This window comes from Pseudomonas sp. N2-3-1-14 (assembly GCF_041228395.1).
Lineage (GTDB): Bacteria > Pseudomonadota > Gammaproteobacteria > Pseudomonadales > Pseudomonadaceae > Aquipseudomonas.
The window spans coordinates 375,432-394,106 of the sequence record NZ_CP166199.1 but is presented as its reverse complement, the minus strand read 5'-3'; the positions used below and the strand labels follow the sequence as shown (position 1 = coordinate 394,106).

Genomic DNA, 18,675 nt, shown 5'->3' with positions numbered 1-18,675 from the left:
AGGAACAACAGCGATGCAGATTCAAATTATCACCGGCGAAGGTCGGGACGGTGCCACGAAACAGCTCAAGCACTTGAAGGAACTGCAGGAGTGGATCGTGGGAGCAAACCAAATGGTGTACGCCGAGGCATACAGCGCTGCTGGCCTGGTCGAGATTCTGGAAGTCCGTGGCGCCACGGAGAAAGAGCTTCTGGTTCTGCAGTGCACAAGGCAGCAGATCCAGACGGTATTGGAATGGCAGTCAGCCATGGACGAGGTGATCGAGCTGGAGAACCTGGTGATTCACCTGGTTAGACAAGTGCAACCAACCGCAGCCGGCCAAGCCGGTAATTAAGGCGGTACCGAGGAGTTACAGCTCCCCGGCACCAACCACCACTGAGGGCAACACCATGCAAGCACAACCCCACAGCAGCAGCGACGATAAGGCTACCACAGCGCCCGCCGATGGCGTGCAAGCGGCACGGCACCTTATGGCCATCCGCATCGTCGGTACCGCGCTTTTCGATTACCAGGTGCGGAAGACGGCCGATGCTCGGATACGGCTGGAGTCCGTTACCAGCATGGCCCAACTACTGGGCGATCTAACAAAAGGTGAAGCAGCACTGGTAGCTGATCTGCTCGCAAAACCAAACATATCGGGAGTTTTCGCATGAATCCGATCGCGCAACAGGCACTTGAAAGGGCTTTGAATCGCTCTGCTGAAGCGCCGCGACGAACCGCCGGCAACCGCAGACGCTTCTGGACCACAGCTGAGACAACACGCCTCACGGCAATGTATCCAGACACCCCAATGTCAGAGCTTGTGGCACTTCTAGGGCGTCCGAAGGCGGCGATATATGGCAAGGCCAAAGAACTTGGGTTGAAGCGCAGCGCTGAGTTCCTTGCCAGCGAACATTCAGGACGGCTCGGGCTCACAAACAACCCGGGCGTGGCTACACGCTTTCAGAAAGGGCATGGCGCATGGAACAAAGGAAAGCCATTTTATGCCGGCGGCAGATCCGTAGAAACCCAGTTCAATAGCGGCCAGATGCCGCACAACCATGTGCCCGTTGGCACCGAAGTCATGGCCACTGATGGCTACCTGAAAATCAAAGTGGCCGAACCAAACGCATGGGAATGGACGCATCGACGCAATTGGGAAGCCGTGCACGGCCCAATCCCTCAAGGCTCTTTGTTGGTATTCAAAAATGGCGACCACACAAACTGCCAAGTGGAAAACCTCGAGCTGATCACCCGAGGGGAACTGATGCGGCGAAATACCATTCACCGCTACCCGCCCGAACTGAAAACGACAATCCGCCAGCTAGGCAAGTTGAAACGAGCGATCGAGGCCGCGCATGAACAATAAAATGACTGATCTGAGAAACCACCTCTTTGCGACATTGGAAGCTCTGCAGGACCCGGACAAACCCATGGACATCGAGCGGGCAAAAGCTATCGCGGAGGTAGGAAAGGTTCTGGTTGACTCCGCGAAAGTGGAAGTCATGTTCATAAAGGCGATGGATGGTGACGCGCAAAGCACTGGCTTTATCGAGTCGGTAAAAGAACTCCCGCCACTCCCACACGCAGCAAGACACCAGTAGAACGTCCTGCACGTTCTAACAACGATGCCCCAGCGCAGGTACTACACTGGCTGGGGCGCAGCACCGCAGAGGAATACCATGTCGAGCAATGTCTTGATATTTGAGGACCTGCAACGCATCACAGGCTACCAGCGCCGCTCCGACGTCGAGAGAACCCTAATTGACCAGGGCGTTCGCCTGTTCCGTGGCCGCACAGGGCCCTGGACAACGCTTGACCTTATCAACCAGGCCGCAGGCATGAAGCCTGCCGCTGCAGAGCGATACGACGCCGATATCCTATGAAAAAGGCACGGAAGCGGAAGCACAACCCGCATATTCCCGCACACATTGACCAGGCCGCTCTCCCAGCGGCCGTTTACTTTGACCACCGAAAAGGTCAGGTCTGGTACACGCTGCACTATGACGAAACGGGAAAACAGCGCCGGCGCAACATTGCGCCGGCCGATGTTTCCTTGGCGGATCTGCACCAGATCATGGACGAGGCGTCCAATGTAGACCGTGGAACGCTTCGCTACGTTTGCGCACAATTCCACGAAAGCGATCGTTACAAGAAGCTCAGCCCCAAAACCCATAGCGATTACTGCTATTCGCGCGATGTTCTGCTGACCTTGCCCACCAGGCTGGGTAAGCCACTTGGTGATCTGGCGGTGCGGAAGTTTAGTTCTGCCCTGGTGCAACGAATCGTCGATCGGCTAGCGGACGAAGGCACACCGTCCAAAGCCGCGCATGCCCTTCGCTATCTGCGTCGCGTGCTGCAGTGGGGGCGCAACCGCGGCTACCTGGAAGTGAACCCAGCCCTGGGCATTGAAGCCCCAGTCGAACGAAAGCAACGCCGCCTACCGAACCATCAAGTCATGGACACACTCATCGATCGAGCAATTGCCCGAGGCCTGCTGATACGCGGCGAAAAAGGCGGCTGCCCGGAATATCTCGGCTACGTCATGGAGCTGGCCTATCTCTGCAGGCTACGAGGTATCGAAGTCGTTACCTTGACCGACGAGAACGAGCTAGAGAGCGGGGTTCTGACCAATCGTCGCAAGGGTAGTCGGGACAACATTGTTCGCTGGACGCCTCGACTGCGCAAAGCGTGGGATAACGCCAAGGCCTATCGAGCCAAGGTATGGGCCAAACGCAGAACAGCCATACCGATCCTGCCGTCACGGCGGAACATCATCGTGGCCAGTCACGGTGGTCCCCTTCGAAAGTCCAGCCTGGACACCGCATGGCAGCGCTTCATCACCCTGGCTCTCGTCGACGAGATCATCACACCAGAGCAACGGTTCGCCCTTCACGATCTGAAACGTCGTGGCATCACCGACACCGTTGGCACTCGGGCGGATAAACAGGAGGCCAGCGGCCACCGAGACCCGAAGATGATGGACGTTTATGACCACAGCATACCGACCGTCTCCCCTTCTGCAGACTGAGCAAACCGGACGTAACAAGCGAAACAGGGCCCGCTATCTACGCGGGCCTTGGCGCGTCTGGACGTAAGAAGAAATCACGTAAGTCATTGATTTGTATGTTTGAAGCACCTTCCTTGTAATCAGTAGGTCCCGGGTTCGACTCCTGGTGCCGGCACCATACAAAACAAGGCCTCGCAGCGATGCGGGGCCTTGTTGTTTCTGCCAAACGTACAAATAGACGTACAATTCAGTGGTAGCCCGCATTTAGGCTACCCAGCCTTCAGCAATTATCCACAGCCAGTCCCCGACATTCGGTCAGGGATAGGAAGAGGACGACCATGCTCTCCGGAAAGATCAAAGTTACGTTTGAAATTCCTGACCCGATCGAAGCAGAAGAAGGCGCGCGCCCCTTCATCTCAATCAATACGATGGACATTGTGGATGCTGCCATTGAGTCAGGTCTTCCGGACCACTCCCCTCTGCTCAACCTCATACATCAAGCAGGCGAAGACCTAGACCTTCAGGAGCTGCTTGAAGAACACCTGATGTCCTGGGTGCCAGAAGACCGGCCAGCTGCCGCCGAAGCCATCGCAGATTGGCTGGAAGATCTAGCTAGGTTGCTACGTAGAAAAGGCGAGTATTTATCGCTGGACTTGAAGCCTAGACTTTCACCAAGCCCTAGATACTAATCAAGCCCATGCCGCAACAGTACGGGTTGGAGTGGTGTGCAGGCCATCCAAACCGTGCCCTGTAGAGTTTTGATGTCTAAAACTCTGGTGTCTTTTGAACAGCTTTACAGCCAATGATACTGGCGTAGGCATAGGTAGTATTAGACAGACTTATCCAGTCAAATGAGGCGCTCATGTGCAAGGATGTGGAAATGCTCGGTGTCGAAGTCTTCGAGGATGCGTACAACAAGCTCGCCAGGCGATTCGAAGGCCTTACGTCGGACGTGTATTTAGTTCCTCCTCGTCAGATGAGTGAGCGCATCGACCTTCTAGACCTTTGCGAGGTTAGGTATGACGAAAAGCTTTACTTCAACGATGACTCTGCTGACCTAAAAAACTACGGAATTGAAGGGGCTGGTGGAATCACTATTAATTTCCTTTTAGACGGCAGAGGTCGTAGCGCCGTATTCATCAACGAAAATTGCTTGCCCGAAGGTACGAGAGAAGATCTGGTTTGGCTCTGGAGATACAACTCTCTTCATCACGAGCTTATGCATGCACTGGACTTCAACAAACAAAAAAACTTCAACACGGCTCGACGCACGATGGACCTTGTAGGTGCTGAGGTTTTTGCTGATCACAAAACTCTCATGCATCTCAAGTCCATGAGCTCCAACGGATTCATGAAAATAGCGCTCCAGTCGTATGCTTCGAATTCAAGGGTTATGGGTGCGAAAGGTGGAATCAGAACTGAAATCTACAATCGACTCGTAAAAAAGATAGATAGTAAGACCATCGAGCACTGGGCAACGATGGAGATATAGCTATCTGAGAATAGGCGCCCTGACATTCACCTGACAAACCCGCGGCGCGATTTGTCCTTGGTCGCGAACGGCGGCGTTCAGCCAAAGCTGACATATCTACCCATTCATAATTGCCAGCTCGCCAGTCACCGCAGCTTTGCCCTGACTCGGATTGGTAGTGCTGTAACGAATATCCATCACCTTCATGCGAAACCCCTCAAACACCCGGCGGACATCTGGGTGATCGTTGATGCTCACCATCACCTTGCCTTCGCAAGCGCGTGAACTCGGCCATACCCTCGTACTGGTCAAAGCCGAACTCAGTGCCGTACCCCTCGGTTTTCCAGTAGGGAGGGTCCATATAGTGAAAGGTGTGGGGTCGATCGTACTTCTCGGCACACTTCAACCACGGCAGGTTCTCCACGTAGGTTCCCGATAGCCGCTGCCAGGCCAGCGATAGGTTTTCCTCTATCCGCAGCAGGTTGATGGGTCGGCCGGTTGTCGCAGTGCCGAATGTCTGTCCCGTGGCCTTAGCGCCGAACGCGTGGTGTTGGAGGTAGAAAAACCTGGCAGCTTTCTGGATATCCGTCAGCGTCTCGGCCGCCGTCATCTTTTGCCACTCGAAGATCTGCCGGGAGCTGAGTGCCCACTTGAACTGACGAACGAACTCCTCGAGATGGTGCTGAACGACTCGGTAGAGATTCACCAGGTCGCCATTGAGGTCGTTAAGAACCTCAACTTTTGCCGGCTCCTCCCGCTTGAAATACAGCGCCGCGCCGCCGGCGAACACTTCGACGTAGCACTCGTGATCAGGGAACAGCGCCAATAGGCGTTTCGATAGCCGGCGCTTGCCTCCCATCCATGGAACGATTGGGTTTGTCATTTGCAATCCTTTGCAATAGTGGTTAGTGGTGGTGGTGCTTATTTACAGCTGACCGTCCATAGCTGATCAAGCCGCGTGGTATAGCTCTGGCTCATCATCTCCCGACGCATGCCCCAGTCCGGGTTTGCCGGTACGCTGGCAGCGCGGAGCGTTCCACGCCCCCATCGGTCGTTGATTTGGTCGAGGACCGTCATAACCCGGGTCGACTCGGCCGGCTGCGAAATTGCAAAAAGATCGTCGGTGTATTCGCCTGGCTGGCACAGGTTGAGCAGCATTACTTCGGCTTTGCTGTATTTGAACCCCGAGCGGAAGATCCTATCGACGGCGTCCACCGCCGCCTTAGTCAGAAGGCGCACGTCATCAGTGGGATACGGCATATCGACCACAACGCCGTTGGCATACTTCGCCTCGTCCGGATTGAACATCCCGGTGCGGATGCAGACGCGGACCTTCTTGCACAGCGAGTTTTGAGCTCGCAGTTTTTCAGAGGCGCGCATCATGTAGGTGGCGACCGCCTCCTTGATCGGCGGGAGCTCGGTAAGGCGCATTCCGAACATCCGGCTACAGCAGATTTCCTGCTTGGGTGGGTCGGGCTCGTCCAGCCCCATGCATGAGGTGCCGGCCAGTTCGCGGGCGGTCTTCTCGATCACCACGCTGAATTTTTTGCGGAGCGTCCAGGGGTCGGCCTTGGCCAGGTCCATCGCTGTCTTGATGCCCATCGTGTCCAGGTGAAGTTTCATCCTCCGGCCTACACCCCACACCTCCGAAACGTCGGTGTTGCGCAATACCCAGTCACGCTTTACCGGGTCGGTGATATTCACCACTCCGCCGGTCTGGGCCTGCAGGCGCTTCGCTGTATGGTTGGCCAGCTTGGCCAGGGTCTTTGTGTGGGCGATTCCGACGCCGACAGGGATTCCGGTGCACTGAAAGACCCGTGCGCGGATCTTGCGCCCGAGGACATCCAGGCCGTCAATACCCGTCAGGTCGGCGAAGGCCTCATCAATGCTGTAGATCTCGACGGCGGGCACCAGGCTCTCGATCACCGTCATGACTCGCTCACTCATGTCCCCATATAGGGCGTAATTCGAGGAAAACGGGATAATGCCGTGCTGCCTGAGCTTATGCTTGATCTGGAAATACGGCTCGCCCATCTTGATGAAAGGCTTGGCATCGTAGCTTCGGGCGATGACACAGCCGTCGTTGTTGCTGAGCACCACTATGGGCACTTTCGCCAAGTCGGGGCGGAATACACGCTCGCAGCTTGCATAAAAGCTGTTGCAGTCGATCAGCGCAAAGATAGGTGCCGACTCAGACATGGCTGCGCACGGTGCTGGTGATCACGCCCCAGATCGACAACTCGTCGCCCTCACAAATGTACCGCGCCGGGTATTTTGGGTTCTCCGACAGAAGGATCACCTCTTTTCCGCGCTTACACAGGCGTTTGCAGAGGGGTTCATTGTTCAGCAGCGCCACGACTACGTGCCCGTGGGCTGGCTCAATAGACCGGTCCACGACCGCCAGGTCACCCTCAAAGATTCCCGCGCCCTGCATACTCTCGCCAGTGATAGCGATCAGATAGACGTGCGGCGCCCTGATATTTAAGACCTCATCCAATGAGATGTGCTGCTCGATGTGATCGGCCGCAGGCGACGGAAAGCCCGCGGGTACCCGAAAAGAGCAAAAGGGCAGCTTCGTGCCGCCCTCGACGATAGGACCTAAAATTGAGAAGCTCATGACGCAGCCTTTTACATACACTGTACGAATGTACAGTTAATAGCGCAGCTGGCTGGCGGTCAATTTGGTGTAAGAGATATCTGACAAGCGGGCGCGTTAGCCCAATTCATCTGCGTACGCGGCGACGGCCTCTTCGGTCAGTTCCCGCCACTCGCCGCTGTCGATTACGCCGCGTTCTTTCATGTCGTCTGCAAGCGCGAGGCGCCTCTCGTATCGCTCTTCTGGTGTGGCTGAGATGAGGCCCGGATCGTTGCGCAGGGAAAACCATGCCTCCATTGCGTTGATCTGATCGATGTTGATTGTCATGACGAATACCCGGGGCCAGTGTCTACAGTGTAGAGATTGGCCTGGCCCCGACTGTTCATCGGGGCCGACGAGCGGAGACGACTATGTGCGGACGAATTTCCCAGTACAGCGGAATCCACGACTTTGTTGCAGCGCTGAGCATGCCCAATTCCTTGGCGAGCTCCGTCGGTGAATTGCCGCTCGAGCGCTACAACATCGCCCCGACAACCCAAGTCGCCCTGCTTCACCTGCAGGGTGATCTGCTGCACGCGGACATGGTGCGCTGGGGATGGCGGCCACACTGGGCCAAGGACCGCGCCGCGCCTATCAATGCCCGCGTCGAGAAGGTGGCCCACGGTCCGTTCTTCCGCGCAATCTGGCCGCACCGGGCAATCACGCCCATCGATAACTGGTTTGAGTGGGTGGACGAAGGCGGGACGAAGAAGCAGCCCTACCTGATACGCCGGCGGGATGGCGCGCCCGTGCTGTGTGCAGCCATTGGCCAACTGCCCGACAGTGACGAAGGCCCGGGCGAGCATGACGGATTCGTGATCATCACAGCCGACAGCGCCGGCGGCATGGTGGACATACACGATCGGCGCCCCGTAGTGCTGACGCCCGACCTGGCCCGCGAATGGCTAAATCCGGACACGCCCAAAGAGCGCGCCGAGGAGATGGTGCTACACCAGGGCGAGCCGGCCGAGGTATTCGAATGGTTCAGAGTTGATAAAGGCGTAGGCAATGTGAGAAATAAAGGCAGTTCACTGATCACCCCCATTTAACCTATCTGTTCTATATAAACGGGCTCGAAATAGATCAAATCATCTCTTTTCACTACTGCAATAAATTTCTTTTCGAGAAACTTACTTTGTCGACCTAGCCACCTGCAAATTTCAGCTCGCTCTTCGTTAACTAGTAGCTCCTTACCAAAATACTTATCGGACAGCATGTCTTGGACCATTCCAGCCGCGAGATCTGTCAAGCTCAAAAGATCAGTAAAATGACTACCCTCTTTAAATGTTTTAGCAAACCCTAAAAGCGGGTAATCCTTATCGGTAAACTCTCTCAAAAAGCTATATAGGTGACGCTGAGTATCGCCAAAGTTGGCTGCGCGCCCCTCCTCATTTATTTGGTCAGTGTCACTCTGCCACAAAACTTTTTGATCGCTTGTCGTTGTCAAATCCAGAAGCAGGACGAGTATTCCAAAAATCCGATACATTCTTTCGAGCTTAAATTCGTGCCATTTACCTGCACCTATTTGATCACTTAGCTGCTGAAGGTTTTCCTTGGCTGACTTCTTATCGGGACCGAACATGCTGACTATGGACTTCTCGATACATACCGTCAGAATCATTCCATGGATGCATCCATCAGCGACTTCCAAGTATTCTTTTAATGATCTCTTGGTGGGCCCGTGCCCAAGGCTTTTATAAGATATCTCTTTCGAGCCGAGCTTATACCTTTCCCTCAACTCGGCCATATGATGTTGGAAAACTCCGATTTTATCGGCTGACACAATCAAAAAGGAATATGTATTGAAGTTCGCCCCACTATGATCTCCGCCATAGTCCGAGAACACGAAAACAGAATTATCTTCTTCAAAATTCGGCAAAGTACTCATTGACTCGAACACAGTTGCCAGCTGCTTAAGATACGTCGCCCAATCATCTCGCTTTTTACTAAGCTTAAAAGGCCCCGTCTTGAATGGATCAGCGGTGTATTCTTTTCTTTGGCGGCCCATATCAAACAGCTCTCATGACTTAGAGGTCCGCTAACTTATATCACAATTTATGGCGGTCTCACCTGGTGGGCTTTCCATGTTCTCCAAGTCTCGCTCAGCCGCTTCTTTCTGCAATTGCGCCTGGTGTTGAATCTGGCGCCAGCGCGAGATCTGACGGTCGACAGCCTGGTCGTAGTCCAAGGCTGACATTTTATGTTGCGGGAAGTCCTGCACGGCATCCCAAGCGGCCTGATCGAGGCGAAGCACGTCGCGGTGCATGGTGTAGCGAAGCTGGTCGTGCAGAATGGACTGAATGAATCCTGGGTAAACATCAGGCGCCGTATCAGGCGGCAGGCCGATCATCTTCATTGAGGCGTCAAATGCAGCCGCCTTTGCGGTAAGCGGGGTTTGGACATCCTGAAGCGTCCGGCAATTCTGGACTGACTGGTCCACCATCGCGCGCAACGAAATGCAGTCGATTTGAGCCCCCTTGAGCCTTTCACTGTTGTCGTTCAGCAGCTTGGCCATGGTCTCGTAAACATGGGTAGCCGCCTTGCTGGGTGCTTTAGCCGCGGTTGAGCCGCACGCTGGGCACGCGCCGTCCTGTCGCTGCCCGGCGGGGCCGAACCAACCGCAATTGCATGAACAAAGCGCCTGGCCGCTCAACGGCAGCGGATTTAGTGTGCGGATCGGCTCTCGCTCACCGGGTTTCAAACGGTCCGGATCAGCGAAAAGTGTCGGGTCTGGAGATTGTCCAGGCATCTGCAATACCTACTGGGTGGGGCCTCACGGCCGGATTGATTGGGATGCGGCCCCTTTACAAGCAGGCCACTTAAATCAACTGGCAAGTTGTTCCCGTTCCTGGGTCAGCTTGGCCAACTCCTGCTGTTTGCGCTCTGCACTCGTTCCGCCGAGGCGCACCGCTGCCATTTTGGCATTGATGGACTTCACGGTTGGCTTCGAAGCCGCGGCTGCCAGCGGCTTGGCGGTGTCGCCAGCCTTGAGCCAGGCCTTGAACTCCGGCATTTTCATCTCGGTGACGTCGCCCACGTTCCAGTCCTTGTCGAAGTTTGACTTGTAGGCTTTGATCGCCGCCGCCTGGCTGGTGTAACCCAGCATGATTTTGTGCTCATCAAACTTGCCTGAGCCTTGGTCTTTCTGGTCCACGACGAACACACGCTGACTGAAGGGCTCAGGACCGACGTACACGTCAACCTGGTCGCCATCAGCACCGGTGGTGCGCTTGATGTAGCCGTAATGGTCGGACATGGAATGCGACCACTCCTTGCCGTTCGCATCGACGCCTTTCCGCTCAGAACCGCGTGGGTTCTCGATGGCGATGTTCAGCCCCTGCAGCTTGATATGCCCCTTGCGATAGTTGCCCGCTTCCTTCTGGGCAGTACTCGGTTCAGGCAGATCGTTATCCGGAGAGGTAGCGGCACTTCGGGCAGCGAGGTCCAGCGCTTTGGCAGGGGGCAAGGCGGCTTGATCGTCACCAGCCTCCGGCAGAACGTCACCGGGCTTGGCGCCATCCTTGTCGCCATATTGCTCCGCCTGGTCCTCGTGCAGCTTTTCAGCGTACGCATTAGCGCTCTCGGGGTTCTTGAACATACCAAGGTGCTTGCCGGTGCGCTGATAAGTCTGGATCGCCTCGTCGTCCGACATGATCCTGCCGTCATCGCTGACTGTGGGAATGAGCACTTCCTTGCCATCGATGCCGATCGACATTGATCGAACAGTGCTGATCGAGCCGTCAGCGTTCATGACCGTGGGCCTGGCGTTCAAATCAATGTTGCCCGCAGTGATTTGCCCTGCTACAAGTGCTGGGGATGTGCGATCAGCCCCTTGAATACCAGCAGCGACTGACGCGCGCGCCGCCTCGGGCGGGGTTGGTTGTTGTTTCGACTCATCGCCGCCCAGGGCCGAAACTACAGCACCTGGTGCAGCTACCTGCGAGGGGGCCTCAATCGCGGGCATCGGCTGAACGTCTTGAGCCTTCGCCGCAATTTCGGGCTTGAGCAACCGGTCCGCCACAGCGTCATCCGAACGAGCGTGCAGTCGATCACGGGTGCCTTTGTAGCCAGCCGCGATAGTCTTACCGGTCAATGCCAAGAAGCGCCCACCCATAAGATCAGCAAGCGCTCCGCCCGCCCTTTCCACCGCCCCGCTCTCATCATCAACTTCGGCCATTCGCCGGGCGGTAGCGCTATTACCCGTTGCTCGTTGACGGAGAGCGGTCGACGCCACTTCCTGATCGAGCAAAGTGTTCCAGCTGTCCCGCGCAGCCTTATTCGGTAACATTGCACCGATCTTCTCGCGCATGTTCCGTGAATTGAGATCTCGGACGACGTCCGAATAAGTGCTGGTTTTGCTGCCCATTTTGCCGATCACAGACGAAACCGCACCAGTCGCGAAGCCTTCTCGGTCGGCAGGCGACATTCTACGGAAAGTGTCAGCGAACTCCTCTGGGCTCATTTTTTGATTGAAAATCAGATCGCGCCCTTTCTCAGTTGCGCCCATATAGCTGGAGTCGTCAGACCAGACTTTTCGCGCTTTGGAATAGGTGGGGCTGTGCTCATCCATGATGCCGAGCAGCTTGTTTTTGATGTTGATGATGTCGCCTGCCCGGCCCTTCTCCCCCGACCGCATGAACGCGCCAATCTGGTCATCGAGGTTTTTCTTCATGATGTCCAGGTCGCCGGTGCTGGGCACATCCTTGACGGTGAACGTTCCATCGTCGGCCAATTCCACAAACTTTCCGTAGAACGGGCGGCCTTGGTTTCCAGCGCGCGTCTTAGCATCACGGAATGCCGTCTGCATAGCCGGGCGGGCCATTAACTCCTCAAGCTCCTTGGTCCAGGGCACCGGCTCTTTGTAAGCCTGCTCGTATAAGGGCGCGGCCGCTTTGGCGCGCTCTTTCATCGTGTCTTCAAGGGCGCGGTAGGCACTCCGGCGCTGTTCTGGTGTGCCGCCGGCGGCCATATCGTCGGCGACCTTCGACATCGCATCGCCCTCACGCGAGCCCGGTGCAGGCGGCTGCCAAATAGTCATCTCTTTGGAATCGGACATAGCCACCGGTTTGTCACGGCCACGACCTGCGCCGGTCAGTCTGTACAGTTGCTCAGCTACGCGATCAGGTTGAGCTGCCTGGCGTTCGTTCAGCGCTGGAATGATCTTGGTGCGCCCAGCACCTGGCGTGTTCGCTACACGCTCCAGAAGGCCTGCTACGTTCTCGCCCCCAGCGTCGACGGGCAGAGCGGCCGGGTTTCCTTCACGCATGGCCTGAACCCGACGCTGCCACTCTTCAAGGCTAATGCCGTCTCGCTCAAGCGCGAACTGAAGTTGACGGTTTGCCGAGTTCTCTGATGAAGTCAGCGCACGCTTGACGGCGCCGGCGGCTACTGCTGCCACAGGTAAAGCACCGCCTACAACACCCCCGAGTGCCGCCCCTTCCACTGCGCTAGGAATGCGGTCAGCGAGATCCCCCTGGCCTGATCCCAGGCCATACAACCCGCCGTAAGCCGAACCGGTGGCTGCCGACCGACCAATAACTTGCGCGGTCGTGGGAGCTGCCGCTGCCGAGGCGCGAGCCGCCAGGCCAGGCAAGGCAGTGGTACCGCCGCTGGCAAGCATTGGAACAACACCACCGACTAATCCGCCGCCGATATTTGCAACCGGATGCTGGTCGCGTGAGGCCGCATCAAGGTTGCGCTCGCCCGCGACGTTCTGGTCATATCGCTCCCGCCAGGTCTTGCCTGGGTTGCCGGTACCGATCAATGGCTCCAGCGTTGCTGCAAGGCCGCCGGAAATTTCGTCAGCAAACCCGAAGGTCAGGCCGTCATTCAGGCCTCGCAAGCCCGCCCGAAAAGCGCCGACCTCTGGTGCTGCTGGCTTCTTTGGTGCGTCCGCGGCGGGCGCGCTCATCTTGGCCATCTGGGAGAACACTTCTTGAGCCTGCTCCGGGGTGGCTCCATCGGGCATCTCGAAACGAGCAATACGGCCGTCCGGCATCTCAAACTTTGCGATTGGCATGATTTGCTCCTTATTCGAAGCCGAGGAATTTGGCACCGTGCGGGAGTTCAGCAGGTGATGCCTTCGAGGTTGTTGCTGGCTGACGAGTCGGTGATCCAGCCGAAGGCATACTGAGGCCGCGCTGTTGGTCGACCTGCGGAATGACGGTGCCGATATCCAGTGGCTCAGCACGTGCGTTATGCCGGCGCTGCTGGATCATGTTGGTCTTGAGCTCCATTGCCTTTTCGTTCAGGGCACGGATTTCAGTCAGACGCTGCTGCACCAGCGCCGGATCGTTGATGTTGGTGATGAGCTCATTCCAGGCCCGCTGGGCGTCACCGTCCGTCTGCACACCAGCATTGAGTCGCAGACTGGCGTTACGTAATTGCTCGAGTGTCGAGTTGAGCGAGCCGTAGTTCCTCGACTCCTCGGTACTCATGCCCATCGCGTTGCGCGCCGCTGCGAGTTTGTTATTGACCGGGCCGAGGTTAAGCTTCCCGGATGTGATCTGCTCACCGATTTTCGACAACTGATCGTTCATGGTTGATGCGGCGGCGATCGCCTCCAGATCCTTGTCCTCGGCTTTTTGAACCGGCGCCGCAAGCGGCTTGCTCAGTTGATCTTTCGGGGCCAGCCCCATTTGCTGACCATACCGCAGCGCGGCCTGCCTGTTTTCAGGCGTGTTGAATACGCCGCTCAGCAGTTTGTAGCCGGACACACGGTCAACCAACTTCTCAATGGGCACCTCGAGCACTTCGTCGTCAGCATCGTTCGCTGTGCCACGATTCTTGGTCATGGGCGCGGTGTATTTCTTCCCGTCATCACCGGTGACTTCCAGCTCAAAGACCACCGTGCCCTCGGTCTGGCCGGGAATCACCTGGACAATGCGTTTTTTGCCGCCGCCCCCCTTCTGGATGTCAGGACCGAACACCCGATTTACAGCATCCAAGGCTTCCGGGGCATTGGAGTTGAGCTCTCCGGTGAATACTTTGCCGGCGGTGGCCACGTCGCCTTGCATCGCGAGAGAAAGGACGTGCCGGGGGTCCATCCATGGGTTGCGCTTGAAGACTTCGAGGTCGTTGTCATCCAGGTCACCGCCGGCGGCGATTTTGGCATAAGCCGATTTCGCTGTGAGCGCATCCTGCTGTTGCATCTCAGCTTTGTCCTGCCGGCCGATCTGGCGGGTCAGCTGCTGTTGCTGAAGGTTAAAGCGCTGATCCTCGCGCTGCATCCTCGCCGCCGCCTGCCGTTGACCGGCCACCTGAAGGCCGTAGGTTGCCTGGAATTGGCGATCCTGGCGCGCAGCGTTATCGGCATCGCGCTGGTGGAGGTATTGACGTTGGGCCTGAGTGTCAGTGTAGTTTCGCTGATCAGTTTCCCGGCGATACGCCAAGTCGTCTTTGCGCAGGCCCATCTCCTGCTGCTGGATCTCGCGACCGTATTGCCGGTCCTCTGCCTGTTGAGCGAGTTGAGCCTGCTGGAGTGCTCGCTGGTCCTTCTGCGCGAGGAGATTGCTTACCAGGCCAAAGCCCTGGGTGAAGCCATCCATTCCGCCACGGGTATCTAATCCGCCTGCCATTGTTGTCTCCCGACAATAGTATTTCCCGGACATCACTCGGCAGGATGACTGCTGTAGTCCAATGAAAAAGGTTGTTTATGTTCACCGCTCCAGTTCATGCGAGCGGTTTAAAGCGAGTGAATCGATGCTTCCGCGCACATCCTCTACCCGCTCCGTAACCTGATCTAATCGCTCTACATTCAAGTCTGAGGCAACCCTGATCAGCTTAGGTAGATCTTTCCTCAGCAGCTGCACCGCCTGACGGAGCAGCAAGTAAATGAGCAGAAGCAAGATGGCGATAACCCAAAGCGCAAGTTCCATGAGCGATTCTCAAAGAAATAAAAATTTGAGTGTAGCGCAGCCATCTACATAAACGACCCAGCGATGTAGCCAATCCCCGCTCCGATTGCCGTACCAACAGGGCCAAAAGCTGAGCCCACCATGGCGCCTGTTGTAGCCATGCCTACCTGGCTGGATTGAGTATTGGCCTTGGCCTGCTGATTCATTTGGTCCTCGGCAATCTTGGCTTGCTGTTGCTGTTGAGACACCTGCGAGAGGCCTTGCATAGCTTCTCCCTGCATTTCCTGCTTAAGCCCAATCAGTCCATATCCCATAATTTAACTCCCCGGTTTCAATCCGCTGAGGCCCATCCCCCCGGCCATAATTTGCTCTTGCAGGTCGCGCGCCGAAACGCGGGCGTTGTTGCTCGCATCCACAGTTGCAGATGCCCGGCCAAGTTGCATCTTCCGGTCCTGGGCGGCCTGCTGTGCGGGTGACAGCATCAAGCCCATTCCCTGCTGTTGCATTTGCAAACCCTGGGCCGCGCTATCAAAGCTTTTATTTACCGAATCAGTGGCGGTTGCAGCCTGCTCGCCTGCGAAAGATTCGCTGGTGGCGATGTTGGCCAGCTTGTCGACGTAGGGCTGAAAACGAGCTTTCCAATCGTCCCACTGGGAGCGACTCAGTTGGCCCAGCACCGTGGAAGCACCTTGTTTTCCAGCGAACGCTGCATTCGGATCGACGTAGTAAGGCATTAGGCATACCCCCCAAAATTGGCGGCGCCGTTGGCGCTGTCGTAAATATTCCCGCTCAGCCCTTTAGGATTGAGGACGGTTGAGTTGGCCACATTTGTTTTGGCTGGGGCCATGTTGTTAAGCCCATAGGCTGCCCCGCCAGCAACAGCTCCCATAGCGGCACCTGCAAGTTGCAGGTTTGCAGACTTGCGATTGAAATTCGTAAACGCTGCGGACTGGGCGTCTTGAGCAGCTTGGTTGGCGACGGTGTTGAGGCCCGCCTGTGCCTGGGACGATTGCCCTTGGCCGATGGCTGCCACACTGCTGAGCCCGGCGATTTTCTGCCCTTTCTGTTCGAACTGTGCACGGGCCATGGTATCGCCGCCCGCCGCACCCACGCTTGCGGCCAGATCGGCCTGTGCACCGACGGAGCGGCCGCTGTTTGGATTCAGGCCGTACTGCTGGGCCATGCCTTGGTCGACCTGCTTCAGGCCCGACGCCAGTGCTTGTTGAGTTCCCGCGTTCGCCTTGCCGCGGACGTAGGCCATGCTGCCGGCCGAATCCATGTCATCCACGCGCCTCATGTACGCGTTTTCAACCGGCGCCAGCCTTTCCTGGGCGTAGTTCCACTTTTCCGCAGCCACTTGAGCGGCATACTTCTGTTCTGGCGTGTCCTGTATCGAATTATCGGTTTTTCCACCACCGCCACTCATTGTGCACCTCCCTTGATCAATTCCTGGTTGTAGGCGGAAAAGGTCTCGTCGTGGAAAAACCGACGTATGCCGGCGGAAACCTCGGCCATCCAGGCGCTCCCGCCGATGAGGTAGGCGCATTGCACCACCAGACCGGTGAGCTGATCCCGCAAGACAAAGGCCAAGCTACGACCGTGGTGGTCCCCTTCTCTCTCCAGGGTGACGCTGTCGCGCCAGTCTTGGAGTGCCCCTGCCATCAGCGGGCGAACGAAGTGTTCGAAGTGACGGTAGAACGGATTGATGGGCAGCTCAATCAGCGCGAGCCAGAACGCCTGGTAGACGTCGTTGGGGGTCAGCGGTTTATCACCGTCCACGATGTCATCCAGGGTCTGCGAGATAGAGAACAGCGTCTCGCAAAATGAGATTGCATCAGGGTTGCCCTTGAGTACCCGGGCGAGCAATTGCTCTTGTGTTTCGATCATTGATAAGCCCTCACGCGAAAAGTCGTGTCAGATCCGCCTGACGCAATTTGATCGTTGCGTCCTGGCCGGTGCCGGATTTGAAAATGATGGACAGCCGAAGCTTGAGGCTGGAGGGCACTTCCGACAGGGTAAGCGTCTGCGTGACAAGCGTGCCGGCAATGGTCCCGATTGGCATTGCGTGATTTAGCTCCTGGTTCTGCCCGATCTGGGCAACGGTGGTGCCACTCGCTCCCACAGCCACGGTTTGGAGGGCCACCTGCAGCACGCTGGTATTCACGCTGATGAACTCCCAACCAGCCACCGCACGCAGGCGTTGACCCACTGCGAGTTTCGAGACGTCCACCGACTGTTCTAAAGTCAGCGTCGGTGTGGTGCCGCTCGGCATACCGGTAATCCGCAGAACCTGTTTGAATCCAAAATCTGCCGCCTCCTTTGAAGCGGCCACGGCCAGGCCGTTGAGGTCCGACCCCAGCAACGTGCAGGATGAAGCCAACTGTCCGGTGGCATTGCTGCCGCCACCCAGCACACCGTTGGTACCGGTTAGAAGCGAGTTAGGAATCAAGCTGCCGCCGGGAACCAGCGCCGCGTCGTAAGCAACGTTCGCGGTTGGGAGCACTGCCGGAAAAGTGAATAGGCGTTTCAATGCCTCAGCGACCTTGCGGCCAATGATTCGCGCGCCTGCCGCAGTGGGATGGAGACCATCACCTGTAAGTCCGCCCAAAGGCCAAAAATTCGAACCGGATGCTGGGTCAACCATTTCGTCCCAAGGGTTCACAACCACCACGCCCAGGCTGGGTGCAACGTTCAAATACCAGTTGTGGACTGCAAAATGGTTCGCAGTCTGCTGCGCAGGGAGCCCAACGTTAGCGCCAATTACTGGCGTTTCAGCAATGGCAATGACTATCTTGCCCCGCTTGATCAACGCCGAGTACATGTACTCCAGATTTCGAATCGTCTGTTCCAGCGTCATGCCTTTGATCCGGTCGTTACCGGTACCAAAATGCACCATCACATCAAAGGCATTGCTGTTTGCGATTACATCGGTTTGCAGCCGTGCCAGCATTTGCGAAGTGGTGTTGCCGTCGAGCCCTTTGTTCAGGGCCAGCGGAAACGCGGCAAGGCCGCCCGTTTCAGAGACAGCCCAGTCGGCAAAGCCTACGTTGCCCTTGGTGCACTGAAACGCGCGGCTATCACCGAGCACCAGCACATCGGTGAGCAAGGGCTTGTAGAGGCGAGCCAGCGCCTTCTGCACGGCACCATCAGCCAAATTGCCCTGGTCCGCTGTCGCCGCCCCGATATCGCCGGGGGTAACTGTAAGTTTACCGTTCTCATCCGGTACAACGTCATTGAGCCTCTTGACCGTTCCGGCCCCGCCACCAACGCCGCCGCCGGAACCCGCGATAACTGCGAGCCTGGCCGGGCATGCGGCCATGGTGACCGTGCCATACCGGTCAGTAAGCGGATAATTGCCGTTTTTGTTCGGCCCGCCGTTGGCTGAACCCGTGGCCCAGTCTGCGAACTCCGCGAGGCTCACCTGCCGATCCTTCAGGAACTCCTCGACCTTCTCGAGGAGGTCGCGCACGTTCTGAGCGGTAGCAAATCGGAGCAGGACATACGGCGCACCATTGACGGCCACCGCCGGGCCCGCGTCGAGTGTCAGACGGTTGTCAGACTCGACCGTCACCAGTTCGAAGCATTGGCCGCTCGGGATCAGGAGCACGTCGCCCCTGGCGGCGTTGGATAGCCACGCTGTACCGGCGCCGGTCGCAATTACTGCGCCCGCAGCGATACTGACCGTGCCAGCGCGGTAGATATGAGTCGTAGCCATGATTTTTCC

At 57.0% G+C, this 18,675-nt stretch carries 23 protein-coding genes and 1 pseudogene; 10 read left to right on the top strand and 14 right to left on the bottom strand.

Annotated elements, in window-relative coordinates:
- The first annotated feature begins 13 nt into the window (after positions 1-13).
- The 8 genes from AB5I78_RS01810 to AB5I78_RS01775 all read left to right on the top strand — a co-directional run bounded on the left by AB5I78_RS01810 (position 14) and on the right by AB5I78_RS01775 (position 4,481).
- Positions 14-334: a hypothetical protein gene (locus AB5I78_RS01810; protein WP_369301713.1), complete on the top strand. Its 321-nt coding sequence runs from the start codon at positions 14-16 to the stop codon at positions 332-334.
- Positions 335-389: 55 nt separating this feature from the next.
- Positions 390-653: a hypothetical protein gene (locus AB5I78_RS01805; RefSeq protein WP_369301714.1), complete on the top strand. Its 264-nt coding sequence runs from the start codon at positions 390-392 to the stop codon at positions 651-653.
- Positions 650-1,348, top strand: coding sequence for an HNH endonuclease signature motif containing protein (locus AB5I78_RS01800; RefSeq protein ID WP_369301715.1), 699 nt, complete (start codon positions 650-652; stop codon positions 1,346-1,348). The genes AB5I78_RS01805 and AB5I78_RS01800 overlap by 4 nt, the downstream gene beginning before the upstream one ends.
- Positions 1,338-1,583, top strand: a complete 246-nt coding sequence (locus AB5I78_RS01795) for a hypothetical protein (protein WP_369301716.1) — start codon at positions 1,338-1,340, stop codon at positions 1,581-1,583. The genes AB5I78_RS01800 and AB5I78_RS01795 overlap by 11 nt, the downstream gene beginning before the upstream one ends.
- A 78-nt stretch (positions 1,584-1,661) precedes the next feature.
- Complete coding sequence (locus AB5I78_RS01790; protein WP_367242386.1) at positions 1,662-1,865, top strand: hypothetical protein; 204 nt, start codon at positions 1,662-1,664, stop codon at positions 1,863-1,865.
- The gene (gene xerC / locus AB5I78_RS01785; RefSeq protein ID WP_369301717.1) at positions 1,862-3,010 is read left to right on the top strand and encodes a tyrosine recombinase XerC; all 1,149 of its coding nucleotides are present in this window, start codon (positions 1,862-1,864) and stop codon (positions 3,008-3,010) included. The genes AB5I78_RS01790 and xerC overlap by 4 nt, the downstream gene beginning before the upstream one ends.
- Positions 3,011-3,327: 317 nt before the next feature.
- Positions 3,328-3,678 (top strand): hypothetical protein, encoded by a 351-nt coding sequence (locus tag AB5I78_RS01780; RefSeq protein ID WP_369301718.1) that lies wholly within the window; start codon positions 3,328-3,330, stop codon positions 3,676-3,678.
- A 191-nt stretch (positions 3,679-3,869) separates the two neighbouring features.
- On the top strand, positions 3,870-4,481 hold the full coding sequence (locus tag AB5I78_RS01775) for a hypothetical protein (RefSeq protein ID WP_369301719.1): 612 nt from the start codon (positions 3,870-3,872) through the stop codon (positions 4,479-4,481).
- Positions 4,482-4,577: 96 nt separating this feature from the next.
- Here the strand turns inward: AB5I78_RS01775 and AB5I78_RS01770 are convergent.
- The 4 genes and pseudogenes from AB5I78_RS01770 to AB5I78_RS01755 form a co-directional block, all read right to left on the bottom strand.
- Positions 4,578-5,343 (bottom strand): annotated as a pseudogene (locus AB5I78_RS01770) (DNA adenine methylase).
- A gap of 38 nt (positions 5,344-5,381) precedes the next feature.
- Entirely contained in the window at positions 5,382-6,659 is a 1,278-nt protein-coding gene (gene umuC / locus AB5I78_RS01765) for a translesion error-prone DNA polymerase V subunit UmuC (protein WP_369301720.1), read from the bottom strand.
- Positions 6,652-7,077 (bottom strand): LexA family protein, encoded by a 426-nt coding sequence (locus tag AB5I78_RS01760; protein ID WP_369301721.1) that lies wholly within the window; start codon positions 7,075-7,077, stop codon positions 6,652-6,654. The genes umuC and AB5I78_RS01760 overlap by 8 nt, the downstream gene beginning before the upstream one ends.
- Before the next feature lie 96 nt (positions 7,078-7,173).
- On the bottom strand, positions 7,174-7,383 hold the full coding sequence (locus tag AB5I78_RS01755; RefSeq protein WP_369301722.1) for a hypothetical protein: 210 nt from the start codon (positions 7,381-7,383) through the stop codon (positions 7,174-7,176).
- An 83-nt stretch (positions 7,384-7,466) separates the two neighbouring features.
- Between AB5I78_RS01755 and AB5I78_RS01750 the strand changes: the two genes are divergently transcribed.
- Positions 7,467-8,144 carry an SOS response-associated peptidase family protein gene (locus AB5I78_RS01750; RefSeq protein ID WP_369301723.1) on the top strand — a complete coding sequence of 226 codons (678 nt, stop codon included), beginning with the start codon at positions 7,467-7,469 and terminating at the stop codon, positions 8,142-8,144.
- Here the strand turns inward: AB5I78_RS01750 and AB5I78_RS01745 are convergent.
- The 4 genes from AB5I78_RS01745 to AB5I78_RS01730 all read right to left on the bottom strand — a co-directional run bounded on the left by AB5I78_RS01745 (position 8,141) and on the right by AB5I78_RS01730 (position 14,324).
- Complete coding sequence (locus tag AB5I78_RS01745) at positions 8,141-9,103, bottom strand: hypothetical protein (protein WP_369301724.1); 963 nt, start codon at positions 9,101-9,103, stop codon at positions 8,141-8,143. The two genes, AB5I78_RS01750 and AB5I78_RS01745, sit on opposite strands and share 4 nt — an antisense overlap.
- A 30-nt stretch (positions 9,104-9,133) precedes the next feature.
- Positions 9,134-9,610 carry a hypothetical protein gene (locus AB5I78_RS01740; protein WP_369301725.1) on the bottom strand — a complete coding sequence of 159 codons (477 nt, stop codon included), beginning with the start codon at positions 9,608-9,610 and terminating at the stop codon, positions 9,134-9,136.
- Between the two features lie 309 nt (positions 9,611-9,919).
- Complete coding sequence (locus AB5I78_RS01735; RefSeq protein ID WP_369301726.1) at positions 9,920-13,114, bottom strand: hypothetical protein; 3,195 nt, start codon at positions 13,112-13,114, stop codon at positions 9,920-9,922.
- Between the two features lie 10 nt (positions 13,115-13,124).
- Positions 13,125-14,324 carry a hypothetical protein gene (locus AB5I78_RS01730; protein ID WP_369301727.1) on the bottom strand — a complete coding sequence of 400 codons (1,200 nt, stop codon included), beginning with the start codon at positions 14,322-14,324 and terminating at the stop codon, positions 13,125-13,127.
- Here AB5I78_RS01730 and AB5I78_RS01725 point away from each other — a divergent pair.
- Positions 14,289-14,660, top strand: coding sequence for a hypothetical protein (locus tag AB5I78_RS01725; RefSeq protein ID WP_177069176.1), 372 nt, complete (start codon positions 14,289-14,291; stop codon positions 14,658-14,660). The genes AB5I78_RS01730 and AB5I78_RS01725 overlap by 36 nt on opposite strands.
- Before the next feature lie 93 nt (positions 14,661-14,753).
- On the opposite strand, the gene AB5I78_RS01720 is transcribed toward AB5I78_RS01725, so the two are convergent.
- From AB5I78_RS01720 to AB5I78_RS01695, 6 genes are read right to left on the bottom strand one after another with little or no spacing between them, the layout of a single operon-like run.
- Complete coding sequence (locus tag AB5I78_RS01720; protein WP_177069177.1) at positions 14,754-14,972, bottom strand: hypothetical protein; 219 nt, start codon at positions 14,970-14,972, stop codon at positions 14,754-14,756.
- Positions 14,973-15,016: 44 nt separating this feature from the next.
- A complete protein-coding gene (locus tag AB5I78_RS01715; RefSeq protein WP_177069178.1) occupies positions 15,017-15,265 on the bottom strand; it encodes a bacteriocin in 249 nt (82 codons plus the stop codon).
- Between the two features lie 3 nt (positions 15,266-15,268).
- Entirely contained in the window at positions 15,269-15,685 is a 417-nt protein-coding gene (locus tag AB5I78_RS01710) for a hypothetical protein (RefSeq protein WP_369301728.1), read from the bottom strand.
- Positions 15,685-16,377, bottom strand: coding sequence for a hypothetical protein (locus tag AB5I78_RS01705; protein ID WP_369301729.1), 693 nt, complete (start codon positions 16,375-16,377; stop codon positions 15,685-15,687). The genes AB5I78_RS01710 and AB5I78_RS01705 overlap by 1 nt, the downstream gene beginning before the upstream one ends.
- Positions 16,374-16,838 carry a hypothetical protein gene (locus tag AB5I78_RS01700; RefSeq protein WP_179606598.1) on the bottom strand — a complete coding sequence of 155 codons (465 nt, stop codon included), beginning with the start codon at positions 16,836-16,838 and terminating at the stop codon, positions 16,374-16,376. The genes AB5I78_RS01705 and AB5I78_RS01700 overlap by 4 nt, the downstream gene beginning before the upstream one ends.
- Before the next feature lie 10 nt (positions 16,839-16,848).
- Complete coding sequence (locus AB5I78_RS01695) at positions 16,849-18,666, bottom strand: SGNH/GDSL hydrolase family protein (RefSeq protein ID WP_369301730.1); 1,818 nt, start codon at positions 18,664-18,666, stop codon at positions 16,849-16,851.
- Between the last annotated feature and the right edge of the window lie 9 nt (positions 18,667-18,675).

Excerpts from the sequence above, each read along its gene's own strand:
- AB5I78_RS01810 (WP_369301713.1), top strand. The coding sequence starts at position 14 with ATGCAGATTCAAATTATCACCGGCGAAGGTCGGGACGGTGCCACGAAA.
- AB5I78_RS01805 (WP_369301714.1), top strand. The coding sequence starts at position 390 with ATGCAAGCACAACCCCACAGCAGCAGCGACGATAAGGCTACCACAGCG.
- AB5I78_RS01800 (WP_369301715.1), top strand. The coding sequence starts at position 650 with ATGAATCCGATCGCGCAACAGGCACTTGAAAGGGCTTTGAATCGCTCT.
- AB5I78_RS01795 (WP_369301716.1), top strand. The coding sequence starts at position 1,338 with ATGAACAATAAAATGACTGATCTGAGAAACCACCTCTTTGCGACATTG.
- AB5I78_RS01790 (WP_367242386.1), top strand. The coding sequence starts at position 1,662 with ATGTCGAGCAATGTCTTGATATTTGAGGACCTGCAACGCATCACAGGC.
- xerC (WP_369301717.1), top strand. The coding sequence starts at position 1,862 with ATGAAAAAGGCACGGAAGCGGAAGCACAACCCGCATATTCCCGCACAC.
- AB5I78_RS01780 (WP_369301718.1), top strand. The coding sequence starts at position 3,328 with ATGCTCTCCGGAAAGATCAAAGTTACGTTTGAAATTCCTGACCCGATC.
- AB5I78_RS01775 (WP_369301719.1), top strand. The coding sequence starts at position 3,870 with ATGCTCGGTGTCGAAGTCTTCGAGGATGCGTACAACAAGCTCGCCAGG.
- umuC (WP_369301720.1), bottom strand. The coding sequence starts at position 6,659 with ATGTCTGAGTCGGCACCTATCTTTGCGCTGATCGACTGCAACAGCTTT.
- AB5I78_RS01760 (WP_369301721.1), bottom strand. The coding sequence starts at position 7,077 with ATGAGCTTCTCAATTTTAGGTCCTATCGTCGAGGGCGGCACGAAGCTG.
- AB5I78_RS01755 (WP_369301722.1), bottom strand. The coding sequence starts at position 7,383 with ATGACAATCAACATCGATCAGATCAACGCAATGGAGGCATGGTTTTCC.
- AB5I78_RS01750 (WP_369301723.1), top strand. The coding sequence starts at position 7,467 with ATGTGCGGACGAATTTCCCAGTACAGCGGAATCCACGACTTTGTTGCA.
- AB5I78_RS01745 (WP_369301724.1), bottom strand. The coding sequence starts at position 9,103 with ATGGGCCGCCAAAGAAAAGAATACACCGCTGATCCATTCAAGACGGGG.
- AB5I78_RS01740 (WP_369301725.1), bottom strand. The coding sequence starts at position 9,610 with ATGGCCAAGCTGCTGAACGACAACAGTGAAAGGCTCAAGGGGGCTCAA.
- AB5I78_RS01735 (WP_369301726.1), bottom strand. The coding sequence starts at position 13,114 with ATGCCAATCGCAAAGTTTGAGATGCCGGACGGCCGTATTGCTCGTTTC.
- AB5I78_RS01730 (WP_369301727.1), bottom strand. The coding sequence starts at position 14,324 with ATGCAGCGCGAGGATCAGCGCTTTAACCTTCAGCAACAGCAGCTGACC.
- AB5I78_RS01720 (WP_177069177.1), bottom strand. The coding sequence starts at position 14,972 with ATGGAACTTGCGCTTTGGGTTATCGCCATCTTGCTTCTGCTCATTTAC.
- AB5I78_RS01715 (WP_177069178.1), bottom strand. The coding sequence starts at position 15,265 with ATGGGATATGGACTGATTGGGCTTAAGCAGGAAATGCAGGGAGAAGCT.
- AB5I78_RS01710 (WP_369301728.1), bottom strand. The coding sequence starts at position 15,685 with ATGCCTTACTACGTCGATCCGAATGCAGCGTTCGCTGGAAAACAAGGT.
- AB5I78_RS01705 (WP_369301729.1), bottom strand. The coding sequence starts at position 16,377 with ATGAGTGGCGGTGGTGGAAAAACCGATAATTCGATACAGGACACGCCA.
- AB5I78_RS01700 (WP_179606598.1), bottom strand. The coding sequence starts at position 16,838 with ATGATCGAAACACAAGAGCAATTGCTCGCCCGGGTACTCAAGGGCAAC.
- AB5I78_RS01695 (WP_369301730.1), bottom strand. The coding sequence starts at position 18,666 with ATGGCTACGACTCATATCTACCGCGCTGGCACGGTCAGTATCGCTGCG.